This is a genomic window from Variovorax sp. GW821-FHT10B04, from assembly GCF_059415645.1.
Genome location: NZ_JBWKNQ010000015.1, coordinates 135,076 through 151,604, shown reverse-complemented (window position 1 = coordinate 151,604; position 16,529 = coordinate 135,076). Strand labels below are relative to the sequence as shown.

The 16,529-nt window shown below is 63.2% G+C and carries 17 protein-coding genes; 9 read left to right on the top strand and 8 right to left on the bottom strand.

Annotation, left to right across the window (positions count from 1 at the left end; translation table 11 throughout):
- Positions 1-80 precede the first annotated feature (80 nt).
- Complete coding sequence (locus AC07PZ_RS28270) at positions 81-1,049, top strand: LysR family transcriptional regulator (protein ID WP_495298489.1); 969 nt, start codon at positions 81-83, stop codon at positions 1,047-1,049.
- On the opposite strand, the gene AC07PZ_RS28265 is transcribed toward AC07PZ_RS28270, so the two are convergent.
- The 3 genes from AC07PZ_RS28265 to AC07PZ_RS28255 form a co-directional block, all read right to left on the bottom strand.
- Positions 1,050-2,600, bottom strand: a complete 1,551-nt coding sequence (locus tag AC07PZ_RS28265; protein ID WP_495298488.1) for a sensor histidine kinase — start codon at positions 2,598-2,600, stop codon at positions 1,050-1,052.
- Positions 2,597-3,256: a response regulator gene (locus AC07PZ_RS28260; protein ID WP_495298524.1), complete on the bottom strand. Its 660-nt coding sequence runs from the start codon at positions 3,254-3,256 to the stop codon at positions 2,597-2,599. Before AC07PZ_RS28260 ends, AC07PZ_RS28265 begins: the two co-directional genes overlap by 4 nt.
- 89 nt (positions 3,257-3,345) lie before the next feature.
- Complete coding sequence (locus tag AC07PZ_RS28255) at positions 3,346-3,726, bottom strand: helicase SNF2 (RefSeq protein ID WP_495298487.1); 381 nt, start codon at positions 3,724-3,726, stop codon at positions 3,346-3,348.
- A gap of 441 nt (positions 3,727-4,167) precedes the next feature.
- Here AC07PZ_RS28255 and AC07PZ_RS28250 point away from each other — a divergent pair, with 441 nt between their 5' ends.
- The 7 genes from AC07PZ_RS28250 to AC07PZ_RS28220 all read left to right on the top strand — a co-directional run bounded on the left by AC07PZ_RS28250 (position 4,168) and on the right by AC07PZ_RS28220 (position 11,179).
- Positions 4,168-5,151 carry an aldo/keto reductase gene (locus AC07PZ_RS28250; RefSeq protein ID WP_495298486.1) on the top strand — a complete coding sequence of 328 codons (984 nt, stop codon included), beginning with the start codon at positions 4,168-4,170 and terminating at the stop codon, positions 5,149-5,151.
- Between the two features lie 50 nt (positions 5,152-5,201).
- Complete coding sequence (locus AC07PZ_RS28245) at positions 5,202-6,278, top strand: NAD(P)-dependent alcohol dehydrogenase (RefSeq protein WP_495298485.1); 1,077 nt, start codon at positions 5,202-5,204, stop codon at positions 6,276-6,278.
- Positions 6,279-6,320: 42 nt separating this feature from the next.
- Positions 6,321-7,148, top strand: coding sequence for an SDR family oxidoreductase (locus AC07PZ_RS28240; RefSeq protein ID WP_495298484.1), 828 nt, complete (start codon positions 6,321-6,323; stop codon positions 7,146-7,148).
- 40 nt (positions 7,149-7,188) lie between these two features.
- Positions 7,189-7,989, top strand: a complete 801-nt coding sequence (locus AC07PZ_RS28235) for a formylglycine-generating enzyme family protein (protein WP_495298483.1) — start codon at positions 7,189-7,191, stop codon at positions 7,987-7,989.
- Positions 7,990-8,190: 201 nt separating this feature from the next.
- Positions 8,191-8,502: a c-type cytochrome gene (locus tag AC07PZ_RS28230; RefSeq protein WP_495298482.1), complete on the top strand. Its 312-nt coding sequence runs from the start codon at positions 8,191-8,193 to the stop codon at positions 8,500-8,502.
- Between the two features lies 1 nt (position 8,503).
- Positions 8,504-8,971: a (2Fe-2S)-binding protein gene (locus AC07PZ_RS28225; protein WP_495298481.1), complete on the top strand. Its 468-nt coding sequence runs from the start codon at positions 8,504-8,506 to the stop codon at positions 8,969-8,971.
- Positions 8,972-8,980: 9 nt separating this feature from the next.
- Positions 8,981-11,179, top strand: a complete 2,199-nt coding sequence (locus AC07PZ_RS28220) for a xanthine dehydrogenase family protein molybdopterin-binding subunit (RefSeq protein ID WP_495298480.1) — start codon at positions 8,981-8,983, stop codon at positions 11,177-11,179.
- 47 nt (positions 11,180-11,226) lie between these two features.
- On the opposite strand, the gene AC07PZ_RS28215 is transcribed toward AC07PZ_RS28220, so the two are convergent.
- Entirely contained in the window at positions 11,227-12,126 is a 900-nt protein-coding gene (locus tag AC07PZ_RS28215) for a LysR family transcriptional regulator (protein ID WP_495298479.1), read from the bottom strand.
- Positions 12,127-12,220: 94 nt separating this feature from the next.
- Between AC07PZ_RS28215 and AC07PZ_RS28210 the strand changes: the two genes are divergently transcribed.
- On the top strand, positions 12,221-12,634 hold the full coding sequence (locus AC07PZ_RS28210) for a (R)-mandelonitrile lyase (RefSeq protein WP_495298478.1): 414 nt from the start codon (positions 12,221-12,223) through the stop codon (positions 12,632-12,634).
- A gap of 153 nt (positions 12,635-12,787) precedes the next feature.
- On the opposite strand, the gene AC07PZ_RS28205 is transcribed toward AC07PZ_RS28210, so the two are convergent.
- From AC07PZ_RS28205 to AC07PZ_RS28190, 4 genes are all read right to left on the bottom strand, one after another.
- Complete coding sequence (locus tag AC07PZ_RS28205; RefSeq protein WP_495298477.1) at positions 12,788-13,708, bottom strand: Bug family tripartite tricarboxylate transporter substrate binding protein; 921 nt, start codon at positions 13,706-13,708, stop codon at positions 12,788-12,790.
- A 107-nt stretch (positions 13,709-13,815) separates the two neighbouring features.
- Positions 13,816-14,364, bottom strand: coding sequence for a DUF2889 domain-containing protein (locus AC07PZ_RS28200; protein ID WP_495298476.1), 549 nt, complete (start codon positions 14,362-14,364; stop codon positions 13,816-13,818).
- A gap of 10 nt (positions 14,365-14,374) precedes the next feature.
- Positions 14,375-15,625 carry a CaiB/BaiF CoA transferase family protein gene (locus tag AC07PZ_RS28195; protein WP_495298475.1) on the bottom strand — a complete coding sequence of 417 codons (1,251 nt, stop codon included), beginning with the start codon at positions 15,623-15,625 and terminating at the stop codon, positions 14,375-14,377.
- 16 nt (positions 15,626-15,641) lie between these two features.
- The gene (locus AC07PZ_RS28190) at positions 15,642-16,529 is read right to left on the bottom strand and encodes an HpcH/HpaI aldolase/citrate lyase family protein (protein ID WP_495298474.1); all 888 of its coding nucleotides are present in this window, start codon (positions 16,527-16,529) and stop codon (positions 15,642-15,644) included.

Below are 16,529 nucleotides of genomic sequence, written 5' to 3'. Positions count from 1 at the left end.
CACTGTAGGCCCGTGCTGTCCAGGGGACTAGTGCATCGACGCTTTAAGCTATAGCAAGCGCCCATTGACAATCGAATCACATGCCAATCAACGAACTCCGCTCCATTGCCACCTTTGCAAAGACTGCAGAACTCGGGAGTCTGCGACGCGCCGCGACTGCGCAGGGGATGACGCCACAAGCTGCCAGCCAGGCCTTGGCGCAACTGGAGTTGCATCTGGGTGTGAGGCTTTTCCATCGGACCACGCGCAGCATGGCCCTGACTGACGAGGGGCGCCTCTTTCTGGAGATGGCGGGTCCGGCCCTCATCGGAATGCAGCGTGCGTTGGAGATGACACGCCGCGCCAAGGATGGAGTCACCGGGCCGCTGCGTATCGTCGGACCACGCTCCACATTCCAGCCTGCACTCTGGCCGGTTATCAATGAATTCTGCCGCCGTCATCCCGATGTGATGCCAGACGTCGAACTCGACGATCGCATTGGAAACTGGGTGGAGGATCGGGTCGATGTCGGGTTTCGCGTCGGCGCCTCACCGGCGGACGGCGTCGTGGCGCGACGGCTCATGCCGCTACAGCTGATCATCTGCGCCGCCCCGTCGTATTTGGCGAAGCATGGAGCGCCGAAGAACATCGGAGAGCTGCAAGCACATCGCTGCAGCGCGTTTCGCCATCCTGGAACCGGGAAGATTGTGCCCTGGTACTTCAAGACGGACGGCGGAATCAGCACCTACGAGGTGACCGCGTCGATGTTCACGAACGTGGAAGAACTCGAAACGGAGACGGTTATCGCCGGACACGCAATCGGTCAACTGTCTGGAATCATCGCTGCCTCGCACATCCGTGCGGGCCGTCTCATCCCGCTGTTGGTCGATCACACACCGGATCATCTGGGTCTCTTCATCTACTACGGAAACAGAACGGCGCAACCCGCTCGCGCGAGGGCTTTCATCGATCTGGCGGTCGAACTGCTGGCGGACAATCCCTCGTACGTCGTGACGCCCGAAGAACTCGCGATTGCTGAAGCAGAGGGCCGAGCCAGGAGCCGCCTGTGATCAACGATGCAGGCCGAGGTCTTCAGCAGGCACTGCGGCAGGCACAAGCGCTTGTTCTCTGCCGCCGCGTACTGCCCCTTGCCTAGATCGACGCGACCTGCGGAATCGACTGGGACCGTTCTTCATGGATTGCGCTGATGTCGGCTTGCCGGGCAGGTGCACTCTTGCGATCAGACCGGTCAGGCCCCGTGCTGACGATGCGCCGTCCTGGTGCCGGTTGATCAGCTCCACATGAAGCCCGTTGCGCTCGGCCGCTACCTGGGCGATCGACAGTCCAAGACCACTGCCGCCTGCGTCTGTGCCTGGAACCCGGAAGAACCTGTCGAATGCCCTGTCGAGGTACTCAGCTGGAATCCCAGGGCCGCTGTCGATCACGTCGACAACGGCATGGCCGTCGAGGTCATGCAGAACCACGTCGACGATGCCGTCCTCGCCTGAATATCTCACCGCATTGCCGATCAGGTTGTCGAAAATGCTTCGAAGATCCGACGCCGAAGCGCGCACCGCGACATGGGTGCGCCCTTCGAAGCCAACGTCGATGTTCCGTTGGTCCGCGTGGCCCATCAACTGGCCGACACTCTCGCGCAACACGGCCGCGACATCGACCTCACGGGTTCCATCATCGAACGGCCTCGCTGTCTCACTCTCTTGGCGAGACAGCCGGAGCAGTTGCTCTATGAGGTGCGCAGAGCGCGCCACACCGCCCTCCAGTTGATCGAACTGCTCCGACGCCTCGCCCGGCGGCACGTAGCAGCGAAGATTCTCAAGTTGCAGACTGACTGCCGCGATTGGCGTGCGCAACTCGTGCGCAGCGTCCTGGACAAAGCGTTCCTGACTGGAAAACGCACGGCGCAGACGAGCCAGGAGGCTGTTGTAAGCCACCACAAGAGGCGCAATCTCGTCAGGAACGCGAGTAGGCGAAAGCTCGGAGAGGTTTCGCTCGTCCTGTCTGGAGACATCCATGGCGACGGAGCGAAGAGAGCGCGATGAGAACCCAACGAGAAGCCATAGTGCTGCAAAGGACAGAGGCAAGAGCAGCGCGATGGGCAATACGCTCTTGAAGGCGCGATCGACCACTATCTGGCGCAGGTACTCGGTGCTGAGCGCGACCTGCACGCGAAGTCCTTGCGCTTCCATCGGATCTGCAGACGGCACGAAGGGACCGCTGTAGACACGCCATTCATCAGCATCCGCTTGACCGCTTCGAACGACACTAAAGCCGGACGTGCTCTGCATCGGGATGGGAAGATTCGGCACCGATGCAGATAGCAGTTCGCCTTGCGATGACCAGATCTGAATCACGAAGATGCCTCGCGCAACGAGGTCCGGTTGAGCGATGTTGCGCATGACCGGGACGGAAGTGCTCTGCGCATACGAGGCGGCAAGCATCTGCATCTGATCGTCTTTTGCTGTAGCGACGACACTGCTGAGGCTCAGATAGGACACCCATGCAACCAGCACGGCAGCCAAAAGGTGCACGCCTCCGATGCAGAACAGCATTCGGTTGCGAAGCGACGTGGGCTGTACCCACAGCGCCAGCTGCCTGATCATTTGACGCTCACACGCCAGCCCAGGCCACGCACATTCCGTATTGCGTCTGGGCCCAGCTTCTTGCGCATGCCATGGATAAGTACATCCAGCGCGTTGCTCATCACCTCGTCTCCCCATCCATAGATGCGTCCCTCGAGCTGCTCGCGGGAAAGGATCGCTCCCGGCCTCTCGAGCAAGGCATGCATGAGGGCAAATTCACGGGCCGTCAGCAGTTCGCGCAGGCCCCCTTGGATCACCTCGCGCGTGGTGATGTCCAGCTGAATGCTGTCGCATCCGACGATGGAGTGCGCTGCGCCGTGACGGCGGCGTGTGACTGCGCGCATCCGTGCCAGGAGCTCAGGCAACTGGAACGGCTTCAGCAGGTAATCGTCTGCACCGAGATCCAGGCCGCTTACACGATCTGCAAGCCCGTCGCGTGCAGTCAGTACGAGAACCGGCGTTGTATCGCCACGCTCGCGAGCCTTCTTCAGAACCTCGATGCCATCAGCTTTCGGAAGACCGAGATCGAGCAGGACACATGTGTACTGCCCATCGACGAGAGCGCTCTGCGCGAGCTCTCCGTCACGTACCCAGTCGACAGACCAACCCGCGCTCTCAAGGGCACGCATCAAGCTGCTGCCAATCATCTTGTCATCCTCCACCAGCAATGTTCGCACGTCAGTCACTTTCATGGGTCAACAAAGGGAGTCAGTCCGGACACCAGAATCGTCCGGACGAGACTGACGCCGAACATCGAGGGGTGGCATCAGTTGAGCGTGGGAGTAAGGCTCGCGCGACGAGCAGATGCAAGGGCGTCAAGGGGGTCGGCCGACTGCGAGCCGACGCCAGCCGACGCCGCATCGCCATAGGGGTTGCCAGCACGTGCAATGGCGACGGCGTCGCGACGAACCTCTGCGCGGGCCACTGATACCGCAGGCGTCGGAGAAAGCCCGGCGGCGGCCTGCTGGCCATAAATATTCCCCGCCCGCGCAACTTCGTGTGCTCCAGACACCACATCCTGACGGCTCAACACTGATACGACGGTCGCGACGCCCTGATAAGGCTCAGCGTGAATCGAGATGGATGCTGCTGCGGCGGCGAAGGAGAGGGCGGATACGGCGAGAAACTTGAAGGAAGCTGATTGCATGATGAAAACTCCTGAAGTTGAGGACCATCCGCTATGCGACATGCACGACGATGATCCGCATCCAATGTAATCAGGCCAAATGAGTTGAATATGAGTTCGAAATTAACTGTGAGTTAGCGATCGTAATATCGCTGATTTACTGAGATAGAAACCGGCTAATCACTGACTCACCGTCAGGAATTGGGATGACAGGGCGGAGTCCCAATCAGGAAGTTGCGCTTATTCGCACGCCATGACTTCCTATTCGCAAGTCCTACTTGATTGTGGTGCAAGCCTGTGGTGTCTAGTGCGAGGTGCTTGCAAGTTCTAAAGTGAGTCTTGGTCAATGACAAGACCCTCATGGGCTGAAACATCGACGGAAGTGTTGGGGAGACCGTGTTTCTCCCGACTTGCCAGGTCTATTGATCACTACCTATTCACATCCGACAGAAAGAAAACAACATGAAGAAACGACAACTCGGCAACAGCGGCCTCGAAGTCTCCGCACTCGGCCTGGGCTGCATGGGCCTGAACTACGGCTATGGCGACGGGCTGGGCAAGCAGGACGCCATCAACCTGATCCGGGCCGCATTCGAGCGCGGCGTGACCTTCTTCGACACGGCCGAAGCGTATGGGCCGTTCACGAACGAAGAACTGGTCGGCGAGGCGCTGGCGCCGTTCCGCGATCAGGTGGTGATCGCCACGAAGTTCGGCTTCAAGGGCGGCGTTGTGGCAGATGGACAGGACAGTCGGCCGGAAAGCATCCGTGCCGTCGCCGAAGCGTCGCTCACGCGCCTGAAGACCGATCGCATCGACCTGTTCTATCAGCACCGCGTGGACCCCGAAGTGCCGATGGAAGACGTGGCCGGCGCCGTGAAGGACCTGATCGCGCAGGGCAAGGTCAAGCACTTCGGCCTGTCCGAGGCCGGCGCCCAGTCGATCCGGCGCGCCCATGCGGTCCAGCCTGTGGCCGCATTGCAAAGCGAGTATTCGCTGTGGTGGCGCGAGCCGGAAAAGGAAATTCTCCCGACGCTGGAAGAGCTCGGCATCGGCTTCGTGCCGTTCAGTCCTCTGGGCAAGGGCTTCCTCACCGGAGGCATCGATGCCAAGACCTCCTTCGCCCAGAACGACTTCCGCAACATCGTGCCGCGCTTCTCGACCGAGGCGCGGGAGGCCAATCAGCCGCTCGTGCAGGCGCTGGCGGCCATCGCAACGGCCCGGCAGGTCACGGCCGCCCAGATCGCGCTGTCCTGGCTGCTGGCGCAGAAGCCGTGGATCGTACCGATCCCCGGCACGACGAAGCTGCATCGTTTGGACGAGAACATCGGTGCGGCCGACGTCGAACTCGGCGCAGAGGACCTTCAGCAAATCCAGGAGGCATTGGGCCGCATTCAGGTTCAGGGCGACCGCTATCCCGCGCACCTCGCAGGGCGCGTGGGTCGCTGAGACGTGTTCAGCCGCAAGCAGCTCCAAGACAACACACCGCTATCTATTTCATGACTTCAGCAACTCTCGCCTACGCAGCGCATTCGCCCACAGGGCGTCTGGGTCTCTTCAACTTCGATCGCCGCAGCCTTCGCCCCGATGATGTGACGATTGAGATTCTTTTTTGTGGCGTGTGCCATTCCGACATCCACAACGTGCGCGACGATTGGGGCGGCGCTCAATATCCGATGGTTCCAGGCCACGAGATTGTTGGCCGCGTCGTTGAAGTCGGCTCTGCGGTCACGCGATTCAAGGCGGGCGACAGCGTCGGCGTCGGCTGCATGGTCGATTCCTGCCGGCACTGTGCCGCGTGTGGCAAGGGCTGGGAACAGTACTGCGAGAATGGGCGGGTGGACACCTACAATAGTGTCGACCGCCACGATGGGCAGCCGACCCAGGGAGGCTATTCCGAGAGGATCGTCGTTTCCGACGCGTTCGTTCTCAAGATGCCGGAAGGCCTCGATCTGGCCGGCGCCGCGCCGCTGCTGTGCGCCGGCATCACCACCTACTCGCCGCTGCGGCATTGGAATGTCGGCGCCGAGAGCAAGGTGGCAGTCGTCGGCCTGGGTGGACTGGGCCACATGGCGTTGAAGCTGGCGAAGGCGATGGGCGCAGAGGTAACGCTGTTCACCCGCTCGCCGGGCAAGGAGGCCGATGCGCGCAGGCTGGGTGCCGACCATATCGTTCTCTCTACCGATGCGGCGCAGATGGCCGACGTCGCGAACAGCTTCGATCTCATCATCGACACCGTACCTTACGTGCATGATGTCAATCCCTACGTGCCGACGTTGGCAACGGGTGGCACGCTGGTGTTGGTTGGCTACCTCGGGCCACTCGATCCGATGCTCAATTCGGGGCCGCTCGTGCTCAATCGCAAAGCGGTCGCGGGCTCGCTGATCGGTGGCATTGCAGAGACTCAGGAGATGCTCGACTTCTGCGGCCGTCACGGCATCACGTCGGATGTCGAGGTCATCCGGATCCAGGACATCAACGAGGCTTACGAGCGCATGTTGAAGTCGGACGTGAAATACCGATTTGCGATCGACATGGCATCGCTCAAGGCGGAGAGCGCGCATGCTGCTCAATGACCTCGGCGGTCTGGATCAAAAGACTGCATCGGGAGTTCGTTCTTGACTCCGAACAAGGCACATCTGAACCTGCTCGTCGTCGGCGCAACCGGCAGTGTCGGCAGGCTCGTGGTCGAAGAGGCTCTTCGCCGCGGACATGCCGTGCGAGCTCTGGTGCGCGACGTGGAGCGCGCGCGCGAACTTCCCGTCGAGGCACAACGTGTCGTGGGTGATCTCACGCGCGTCCAGACCCTGCGCGCGGCCGTGAAGGGGATGGACGCGATCGTGTTCACGCACGGCTCGATTGGCGGAGGCAAGGTGGAGTTGGAGCGGGTCGACTACGGCGGCGTTCGCAATGTGCTTGAAGCGCTGGCGGGTCGCCAGGTCCGGATTGCCCTCATGACGGCGATCGGCGTGACCGACCGCAACGGGCGATACAACCGCGCGACCGAAGCGCACGACTGGAAGCGGCGAGGCGAACGCTTGGTCCGTGCGAGTGGCATGCCCTACACGATCGTTCGACCTGGCTGGTTCGACTACAACACCCAGGACCAGCGGCGGCTCGTTCTGCTGCAAGGCGATACCCGGCACGCTGGCGATCCCAGCGATGGCGTCGTGGCGCGCCTCCAGATTGCCGAGTTGCTCGTGCACAGCCTCACCTCGGCTTCTGCGGAGCGCAAGACCTTGGAGCTCGTGGCCGAACAGGGTCCCGCCAGCACCGATCTGGACGCGCTGTTCTCGGCTTTGATCAGCGACGCCTACGGAGGCATCGACGGCGTGCGGGACGCAACGAACATGCGTCTGGCCGATGAACCGCAGCATGTCCGCAAAGATCTGCAGCACTTTGCAGCGCAGCAGTGGCCAAGCGCATCGCCGCAATCCAGGACATGAAGTGTTGACTCCACATCGACGCCAGCACTTTCTCCCAGTCTTGACGCTGACTTTGGCGTGTCTGGCCGCGCAGTCCGCCCTGGCGACCGAAACCGCCGTCACCAACAGCCTCGGCATGCAGTTCGTGCGTATAGAGGCAGGAAGCTTCCTGATGGGAGCCAGTGACGGTGAGCGCGAAGCCGGTGCCAACGAAAAGCCACGCCACCGCGTGACCCTGAGCAAGCCGTTCTACATCGGCCGCTACGAGGTTACGCAGGCGCAGTGGGAGGCCGTGATGGGCAGCAGTCCCTACATCCAGTCGCGCTCGAATCCCTTTTACGGCTTGCCTGGCATGGCGGAACGGGTGCGAAATCCGGAAAACCCTGCCACCGTGTCCTGGAATGACGCGCAGGATTTCTTGCAACGGCTGAACAAGAAGGAGGGCCATCGCCGGTATCGGCTGCCCACCGAGGCCGAGTGGGAATATGCAGCCCGCGCGGGGACCGCGACGGCTTATTCGTTCGGCGACGACTCGCGCCAGCTTGATCGGCACGCTTGGCATGGCGCGGATTTCGCAACCGGCTCGATGCATCCTGTGGGTCGCAAGTTGCCCAACCCTTGGGGTCTGTACGACGTGCACGGAAACGTATGGGAGTGGGTGCAAGACTGGTACGACGCGGGCTACTACGCGCGCAGCCCGGCGGCGGATCCAGCCGGGCCGGAATCAGGCTCGGGACGGGTCGTGCGCGGGGGCAGCTGGCATGTCACGGCGACGGACTGGCGCTCCGCATTTCGCAAGGTCTATGACGCTGACTACCGAGGGATCAGCATTGGGTTCCGCGTCGCCATGACCTTGGAATGATCGCAGAGAAGAGCCGGGCGCCGAGGCAATGGCAAGGTTCTCTTGATTCTGGTTCAAGCGTTCGGACAGTAGTCCTGATCGGCCTGAGCACCTAGAGTCAGAGGCGCACACACCGACCGGCACGCTCGGCTTTCACCGAACGATGACACCGTCTCGAGCTGCCTGCTCCCCGACCGATCGCCCTTACGTGAAAGAGAACCGATGAAGATTTCCTGCAGGTTAGTCCTGTCTGTTGCATTGGCGTGTTCACCTGCCTTTGCCTTCGCCAGTCAAGCGCTTGCCCAACAGAAGAACTGCATGGCCTGCCATGCAATCGGGACGCGGGTCGTGGGCCCCTCATTCAAGGAAATTGCCGCGAAGTACGCTGCGCAGGATGGCTCGGTTGATGGCGTTGCCGAGCGAATCAGCAAAGGCAGCACGGGCCGCTGGGGAATGATGCCCATGCCGCCCAACGCACAGGTCTCGCCTGCCGAGGCGAAGGCACTCGCAACCTGGATCCTGCAGCAGAAGTGATATGACCGAACTGAATATCAATGGCAAGGTCTCGCGGGTGGATGTCGAGCCTGATACGCCACTTCTCTGGGTCATCCGCGATCACGTGGGCCTTACCGGCGCAAAGTACGGCTGTGGTGTCGCGCAGTGCGGCGCCTGTACCGTGCATGTCGACGGCGCCGCCATGCGCTCCTGTGCAGTGCCCGTCAGCGTCGTCCCGCCGACTGCAAGGATCGTGACGATCGAAGGGCTTGCTGCGACGCGGATGAAGGTCGTCCAACAGGCCTGGGCCGAGCTCGACGTGGCGCAATGCGGCTACTGCCAACCGGGAATGATCATGGCTGCATCGGCGCTGCTCGCGCAGAACGCATCCCCCAGTGAAGATGAGATCAGGGACGGCATCAGCAACATCTGTCGCTGCGGAACCTACACGCGTGTGCTGGCCGCGATACAGCTCGCCGCCAAGCGACTTGCAACGGCCCAGAGCTGAGAGACCCCGATGACCGAACTCATTGACAGCGCGCTCGCCGCACAGGCCCTTCCTTCGTCTCGCCGCACTTTCCTCAAGCGCAGCGGCGCCATTGCAGGCACCTTCACGCTTGGCTTCTCATTTCCTCTCGCGCAGGCCATGGCGGCGGGGGCCGAGGCGACCGAGGTCAATGCCTGGGTCGTGGTCCAGCCCGACGAGAAAGTGATCATCCGCATCGCCCGTGCGGAGATGGGGCAGGGGACCCTGACCGGCCTTGCACAGCTCGTCGCCGAAGAGCTCGAGTGCGACTGGAATCAGGTCGGCTTCGAGCTCGTCAAGCCTGCCTCCAACCGGGCGCGCAACCGCGTCTGGCGTGACATGAGCACCGGGGGCTCGCGCGGTATCCGAGGTTCGCATGACTATGTGCGGATGGGAGGCGCGGTTGCGCGCAGCATGCTGGTCCAGGCCGCTGCCAATGCCTGGGGCGTGGATGTCGCTGGCTGCCGGGTCGATAGCGGCATCGTCGTCCATGCCGCCAGCGGGCGGAAACTGAGCTATGGCGCGGTGGCGGCTGCCGCGGGAAAGCTGGAAATTCCGGCCAATGCGGCATTGAAGGATCCGAAGGACTGGAAGATCGCCGGCAAGCCGCTGAAGCGGATTGACACGCTCGACAAGCTCGACGGATCGCTGGTCTACGGCATGGACTTCAAGATGCCCGGCATGCTGGTTGCGCTTCCGCGCGCCTGCCCCGTGCATGGCGGCAAGCTGGTGAGCTTCGACGCAAAAGCCGTGACCGGCATGTCTGGTGTGCGCCATGTGCTGCGCGTTGACGACGAGACCGTGGCCGTGGTTGCCGACACTTTCTGGCAGGCCAAGAAGGCGCTCGACTCGTTACAGATCGTCTGGAACGAGGGCGAGAACGCCAAGGTATCGAGCGAGAGCATCTCCGCGATGCTGCGCGAAGGCCTGTCGGGCGACACGCCCTATGTCGGCAACCGCGCGGGCGACGCACGCGCCGTGCTGGCGAAGGCCAGCCGCGTCATCGAGGCCGACTACAGCACGCCCTTCCAGAATCATGCGCCGATGGAGACGCTGTCGGCCACTGTGCGCTGGACGTCGCAGCGCTGCGACGTCTGGGCCCCCACCCAGGTGGCCGAGGCGGCATTGCAGACCGTGGCTACCGCTGCCGGCCTCGCGCCGGAGGCGTGCGAGGTGCACACGATGCGCATCGGCGGCAGCTTCGGGCGGCGCCTGGCGACCGACTATCTCGGCATCGCCGTGCGCATCGCGCGGCAGCTGCCTGGAACGCCGGTGAAGATGATGTGGACGCGCGAGGAAGACATGGCGCAGGGCCGCTTCCATCCGGTTACCCAGTGCCGCTTGCGTGCGTCGCTCGATAGTAATGGCAGGCTCGAAGCGCTGCACATGCGCATCTCTGGCCAGTCGATCACTTCCTATGTCGCACCTGCGGCGATGACCGCCAACGGCGACCCCTACATCTTTCAGGGGCTGCTGGCGGATGCGGCGGAGGGGAACCTGGCCTACAAGATGCCCAATGTGCTGGTCGACTTCGCAATGCGCAACCCACACATTCGCCCCGGCTATTGGCGTGGCGTGAACACCAACCAGAACGCTATCTACAGCGAGTGCTTCGTCGACGAAGTCGCGCACGCCGCCGGCCAAGATCCCTATGAATTCCGCCGCAGTCACATGGCCGGAAGCCCGAAACATCTGGCGGTGCTCGACGCCGTCGCCGAGCGTGCTGGCTGGCTCAGGCCTGCGCCGCAGGGCGTGTTCCGAGGCATTGCCCAGTTCATGGGCTTCGGCAGCTACACGGCAGCCGTGGCGGAAGTCTCAGTGACGGAGGGGCAGCTTCGTGTCCTGCGCATCGTCGCCGCAACCGATCCAGGCCATGTGGTCAACCCACAGCAGGTCGAGGCGCAGGTGGCCGGCTCTTTCTCTTACGGACTCTCTGCCGCGCTGTTCGGTGAATGCACCGTCAAAGAGGGTCGCATCGAGCAGGGCAACTTCGACACCTACAACGTGCTGCGCCTGAACGGTATGCCCGCGGTGGAAGTCATCGTCATGCCATCGGGCGGATTCTGGGGCGGCGTGGGCGAGCCGACCATCGCGGTCGCCGCGCCCGCGGTCCTCAATGCCGTCTTCGCGGCGACCGGGAAACGGGTGCGCCAGCTCCCTCTGAAGAACACGGACCTGACCAAGGCGTAATTGCCAATCGGTTCTTGTCTTTGACCACCCTCCGATAGGCGGTCCAATCAGAACTGTGCCGGCTCCCTCAGGGCGGCAATGGCCAGGCGCACGGCGAGCGATGACTGCCTCCTGGAAGGGTAGTAGGCGTGATGCCCGGTTAGCGTCGGGAACCAGTCCTGAAGAACCCATTCGAGTCGTCCTGCCTCGATGAACGGCTGCGCGAGAGCCTTGGGAAGATATGCCAGGCCAAAGCCGTTCAAGGCCGCATCGAGCATCTGGTATGAATTGTTGAAGACCAGCTGTCCATTGACCTTGACTTCGACCTGCTGTTTGCCTTTGCGCAGTTCCCAGGGCATCAGTGAATCCTTGGTCGCATATCTGAGGTTGATGCAGTTGTGGCCTGTCAGGTCGTGCGGCTTCCTGGGAGCGGGCTTTTTGCGGAAGTACGCACGAGTAGCGACGATCGCCATCGTCTCATCTGGTGCGATGCGTGCCGCAATCATGTCCTTCTCCACTTGGTCGCCTAGGCGGATGCCGATGTCAAACCGCTGCGCCACGATGTCGGAGAACCCGTAGTCGTTGATGAGTTCCACCTTCAACTCAGGATGCTTGCGGAGAAGTGGTTGAAGCTTGGGCCAGACGTATTGGTTGGCTGCGTAGTCCGTGGCCGTGATTCGCACCGTGCCGATGGGGCGTTCCCGCAGTTCCACGACCGCCTCCAGCTCCGCCTTGATCTCCTCGAGCTTTGGAGTCACGGAGTCCAGCAGCCGCTGACCGGCCTCTGTCGGAGCGACGCTGCGGGTCGTGCGAGTGAGAAGGAGCATGCCGAGTCTCTGCTCGAAAGCCGTTACCGTTCGGCTCAAAGAGGACTGGGAGACGCCAAGCTGCGTTGCTGCGCGAGTAAAGCTCCGCTCCCGGGCAACTGTCAGCAGCGCGACCAGATCGTTCAGGTCCTGCGTGGCCATTGATGCGCTCCTGCATAGGTGTTTGCCTATTTTGCCATCTAGTACTGAGCGGCTATGGACGCTAAATTCTTTCTACGCAACAAAAGGAACACCCATGAAAATCATCCGCAACGGCTCGAAGCCATCCGTCAAGGGCCCTGCCGCCTGGTTCACTGGCTCGGTCCGGATCGACAGCCCTTTCCAAGCCGAGGGAGATGGCCGCGCTGGTGGCGCGATCGTGACCTTCGAGCCCGGTGCCCGCACCGTGTGGCATACCCATCCGGCCGGCCAGACGCTGGCTGTGCTCACAGGTGTCGGCTGGACCCAGTGCGAGGGTGGCCCGCGCACTGAAATTCGCGCGGGCGATGTCGTTTGGTGTCCATGCAGAAAGCGCCATTGGCACGGCGCGTCTGCCACCTCGGCCATGTCCCACCTGGCGATCACCGAAATGGTCGATGGCAAGAATGTCGACTGGATGGAGCCGGTGACGGACGCGCAGTACCAGGATGGCCCGCTCGTCACCGAGTGACGCGGCTGGCGTACCGTGCGGCGCTCCCGCGGGACGTCGTGCCTCAACGCAGATCGGCACTCCTGGCCGGACGATCGGCCCGCACGGCACTGGTCATGCGTGATGCGTGAAAAGTTGATCCAGTCGACTCCACAGCGACCCGCACTCACCGCTTCACTGCGGCTCCATCCCCGCCTCCTTGACCCAGCGCTCCCAGGACGTGATCTGCTCCTTGTTGAAGGCGGCGAGGCCTGCCGGCGTCGATGCCTTTCCGATCATGCCCATGCGATGGAAGTAGGCCTTGGCTTCGTCACTCTCCAAGGCCTTCACGAAGGCAGTGTTCAGTTTGTCTGTGATGACCTTCGGAGTTCCTCGCGGCGCGTAGTAGCCGAGCCACGAGGCATAGTCGTAGCCGGGCACACCTGCCTCCTGCATCGTCGGTGTCGCCGGCATGGACGGAAGCCGTACCGACGAGGTAACGGCCAGCGGCCTGAGGGTGCCTTGCTGGATGAAAGCATCGACCACCAAAGGATCGACCATCATGAAGTCCAGGCGGCCGGCCACCAGGTCCAGCGCGGCCTGCGAGGCGCCGTTGAACGAGATGTCCTGCGCTTTCATGCCGGTGATCGACTGCAGCAACTGCGCAGCCACCCGGCCGCCGGCATTGCCGACGCCGTAGTTCATCTCTCCGGGCCGGCGCTTCGCGTAGGCCACCAGTTCGCTCACCGACTTGACAGGCAGATTGGCACGCACAACCAGCAGCAGTGGATTAACCGAGACCTGCGTGATCGGCTCGAAGTCGCGGATCGGGTCATACGACAGATTCTTCACCAGGAACAGGTTGGCGGCCATCGTGGTGTTGCCGCCGAAAAAGAGGGTGTAGCCATCGGGTGGGGCGCGCCGGACATAGTCCGCGCCGATGGTTCCGGCCGCACTGGCCTTGTTGATCACGATGATCGGCTGTCCGAGCGACTTGGTCACCTCCACTCCCAGCAGTCGCGTGATCGCGTCCGATGCCGAGCCCGGCGTGCTGGTGATGACGATCTGTATCGGCTTGCTCGGATACGTCTCGGCTCTTGCGACGCCCAGTGCCATGGTCGACAACGCGGCCGCGACAACGAGGCGTTGAATGATTCTCTGCATGTTTGTCTCCTTCTTCTGTAGCTTTGTATCTCTGATTTCTGTGCTCCGGCTCCGCGTACTCACGGTCCGTCGTAGTGGCCGGGCCACCGCTGGCGCACCACCTCGCGGTCACTCGCGTACGCGTGGCAGCTGTCGATCTTTCGCGGTCGACCGCTGCCGTCGACCGGCAAGGGTGCGAGCTCGCGGACCTGCCACAGCGTCTGGAAGGCGACTGTCGCCAGCGGCTTGAGAAGTTCGGCGAGATGGGTGCAGCCCTTTCGGCCGCCCAGGCGTTCGCGGATCGCCGCGGACCAGCCCGGCCCGATGCGCAGGCCCTTCAGCGACTGCAGCGCGCGCGTCGATTCGCCGCAGATGGCATAGGGTGAAGCGTCGATGCAAGCCAACACCTCGACCACTTCGTACGCCGAAGTCAGCACCAGGCGTATGCCCATCTCGTGGATCGGTTCGCCCGCCGGTATGTGCCGTCCAGCGGCCAGGTCCAGCGTAACGGTCTTCGTGTCCACCATGTGCGCCTCGACGTCGTACAGTCCGTCCTGGCGCACATAGCCCTGCAGCGCGATCCGGCGGTCGTGCAGTTCTCGGCGTGGGGCTGCGGGTGGCAGGGGCATGGCGATGCTGTCAGTGCGAAGCGCGCTGGGCTGGTCCGATCACGCCATCGGCCTCGTAGGTCGCCAAGTCTTCCTGAGAGTGTCCGAGCCACAGGCCGAAGATCGCGCGGTTGCTCGCGCCGAGTGGCAGGCTGGGTTCGATCGTGCGTCGCTCGCTGCCCTCGAAGACCAGCGGCGAGTGCGGCAGCACCACGTTGCCGAGCTCCGGATGGTCGATCCATTGCAGGCTGCCGCGCGCATGCATGTTCTCGTCGTGCATCACTTCTGACAGGTTGCGCACCGGCGCGCAAGGCACCTTCGCTGCGAGCATGCGCTGAGCGACGTCGTTGCGGCTCAGCGTACGGGTCCAGTGCTCGATCAGCGCATCCACATCGGCGAAGTTCTCGACGCGCGCGGTGCGGCTGATGAAGCGCGGGTCGTCTTTCATGTCCGGCCGGCCCATCACGTCGAGGATCGCGCGAAAGTGATGGTCGCCCGGTGCATTGAGCACTACGTAGCCATCAGCCGTCGGGTAGACGTTGTACGGCGAAATGCCGAGCCCGCCGTGCCGGTTGCCGGTGCGCGCCGGCGCAGCGGCACCGCGCGCGTGCAGCATGCCCAGATTCGAGGCGAGGGACGCATACGTGGCGTCTTGCATCGACACCTCGACCACGCGGCCCTTGCCTGTTCGCTCGCGTTCGTAGAGCGCGGTCATGATGGCCGCGTACAGGTGAATGCCCGCCATGAAGTCGCAGATGGCGGCGCCGGACTTCACCGGTGGCTGATCGGGGAATCCGGTCGAGTCGATCACGCCGCACATCGCCTGCATCACCAGATCCATGGCGGGGTAGTCGCGGTAGGGACCTGACTTACCGTAACCCGAGCTCGAGCCGTAGACCAGCCGTGGATTGATTTCGTGCAGCGCATCGGCGCCGACGCCGAGCCGGTCCATCACGCCGGGCGCGAAATTCTCCACAAGGATGTCGGAGCGCGCGACCATCTCTCGCAACAGCTCGCGGCCCTGCTCGGTCTTCAGGTTCAGCGTGACGGGTTGCTTGTTGGAGTTCAGCATCGCGAAGGGCAGGGCCGCGCCGCCCATGTCACCGCGGCTGCGCAGATGCTCGCCTTGAAACGGTTCGACCTTGATGACGGTGGCGCCGGCCATTGCCATCAGAAAGGTCGCGTAGGGCCCGTTGTAGACGTGCGAGAGGTCGATGACGGTGATGCCGGCGAGCGGCTGTTCATGGCCGCCGCTGTGGGCCGTGGGTTCGATCGAGGGCATGGAGCCTCCAGGTTCTTCAAGGGGAAATGGCCGGATTCGGTGCGCGCACAGCGCGTGACAGCACGCGCTGTGCCGCGCGCAGGTGCGGTCGGTCGAGCATCTTTCCGTCGAGCACGGCAATTGCCGTGTCCGGCGCCTGCGCGAAGACCTCGATGACACGTTGTGCCCAGGCGAGGTCCTGGGCCGACGGCGTAAACGCTTCGTTGATTGGGCCGACCTGGTCCGGATGGATCGCGGCCTTGGCCGAAAAGCCGTCGCGAAGTGCTTCGGCTGCTTCCGCGCGCAGACCGTCGGGATCGCGGAAGTTCGTGTACACCGCGTCGACCGCCGCGACCTGTGCTGCCGTCGCGCCGAGCAGCGTGAGGGAGCGAGCAAGTTCGAAGGGCGCGGTGTAGCGCCCCTGCACATTGCGGTTGGCGATGCTGCCGAGGTCGGCGGCGAGATCTTCGCCGCCCCACATCAGTCCGCACAGCCGCGTTCCCGCCTCGCGAGCGTAGCTGCCCATGTCCAGAAGCGCTGCGGCGCTCTCGGTCGCGATCGGCAGGATCCGCACCACGCCATCGGCGATGCCGTCGCGCGCCTCGAGCGCCGACAGCCATGCGGCGATGCGGGCCACGTCGCGGCCGCTTTCGCACTTGGGCAGCATGATACCGTGCGGTCGGGCGCGCACCACCGCGGCGAGATCGTCAAGCGCCAGACCGGTGGTCGGTGCGTTGATGCGTACGAACAGCGGCAGCCGCTGGCTGTGTGCTGCCACGAACTCGGCGGTCACGCTGCGTGCGCGCACCTTCTCGGCCTGCGGCACAGCATCCTCCAGATCGAGGATCAGCGCATCGGCGCCGCAGTTGAGTCCCTTGGCGAGCTTGCGCGCGTCGTGGCCGGGGACGAAAAGCAGGGAACGCAT

Bases quoted from the DNA above. Each gene is read 5' to 3' on its own strand.
- AC07PZ_RS28255 (WP_495298487.1), bottom strand. From the start codon at position 3,726: ATGCAATCAGCTTCCTTCAAGTTTCTCGCCGTATCCGCCCTCTCCTTC.
- AC07PZ_RS28195 (WP_495298475.1), bottom strand. From the start codon at position 15,625: ATGCCCTCGATCGAACCCACGGCCCACAGCGGCGGCCATGAACAGCCG.
- AC07PZ_RS28215 (WP_495298479.1), bottom strand. From the start codon at position 12,126: ATGGCCACGCAGGACCTGAACGATCTGGTCGCGCTGCTGACAGTTGCC.
- AC07PZ_RS28220 (WP_495298480.1), top strand. From the start codon at position 8,981: ATGACCGAACTCATTGACAGCGCGCTCGCCGCACAGGCCCTTCCTTCG.
- AC07PZ_RS28245 (WP_495298485.1), top strand. From the start codon at position 5,202: ATGACTTCAGCAACTCTCGCCTACGCAGCGCATTCGCCCACAGGGCGT.
- AC07PZ_RS28225 (WP_495298481.1), top strand. From the start codon at position 8,504: ATGACCGAACTGAATATCAATGGCAAGGTCTCGCGGGTGGATGTCGAG.
- AC07PZ_RS28270 (WP_495298489.1), top strand. From the start codon at position 81: ATGCCAATCAACGAACTCCGCTCCATTGCCACCTTTGCAAAGACTGCA.
- AC07PZ_RS28190 (WP_495298474.1), bottom strand. From the start codon at position 16,529: ATGCGTTCCCTGCTTTTCGTCCCCGGCCACGACGCGCGCAAGCTCGCC.
- AC07PZ_RS28250 (WP_495298486.1), top strand. From the start codon at position 4,168: ATGAAGAAACGACAACTCGGCAACAGCGGCCTCGAAGTCTCCGCACTC.
- AC07PZ_RS28200 (WP_495298476.1), bottom strand. From the start codon at position 14,364: ATGCCCCTGCCACCCGCAGCCCCACGCCGAGAACTGCACGACCGCCGG.
- AC07PZ_RS28230 (WP_495298482.1), top strand. From the start codon at position 8,191: ATGAAGATTTCCTGCAGGTTAGTCCTGTCTGTTGCATTGGCGTGTTCA.
- AC07PZ_RS28210 (WP_495298478.1), top strand. From the start codon at position 12,221: ATGAAAATCATCCGCAACGGCTCGAAGCCATCCGTCAAGGGCCCTGCC.
- AC07PZ_RS28265 (WP_495298488.1), bottom strand. From the start codon at position 2,600: ATGATCAGGCAGCTGGCGCTGTGGGTACAGCCCACGTCGCTTCGCAAC.
- AC07PZ_RS28205 (WP_495298477.1), bottom strand. From the start codon at position 13,708: ATGGCACTGGGCGTCGCAAGAGCCGAGACGTATCCGAGCAAGCCGATA.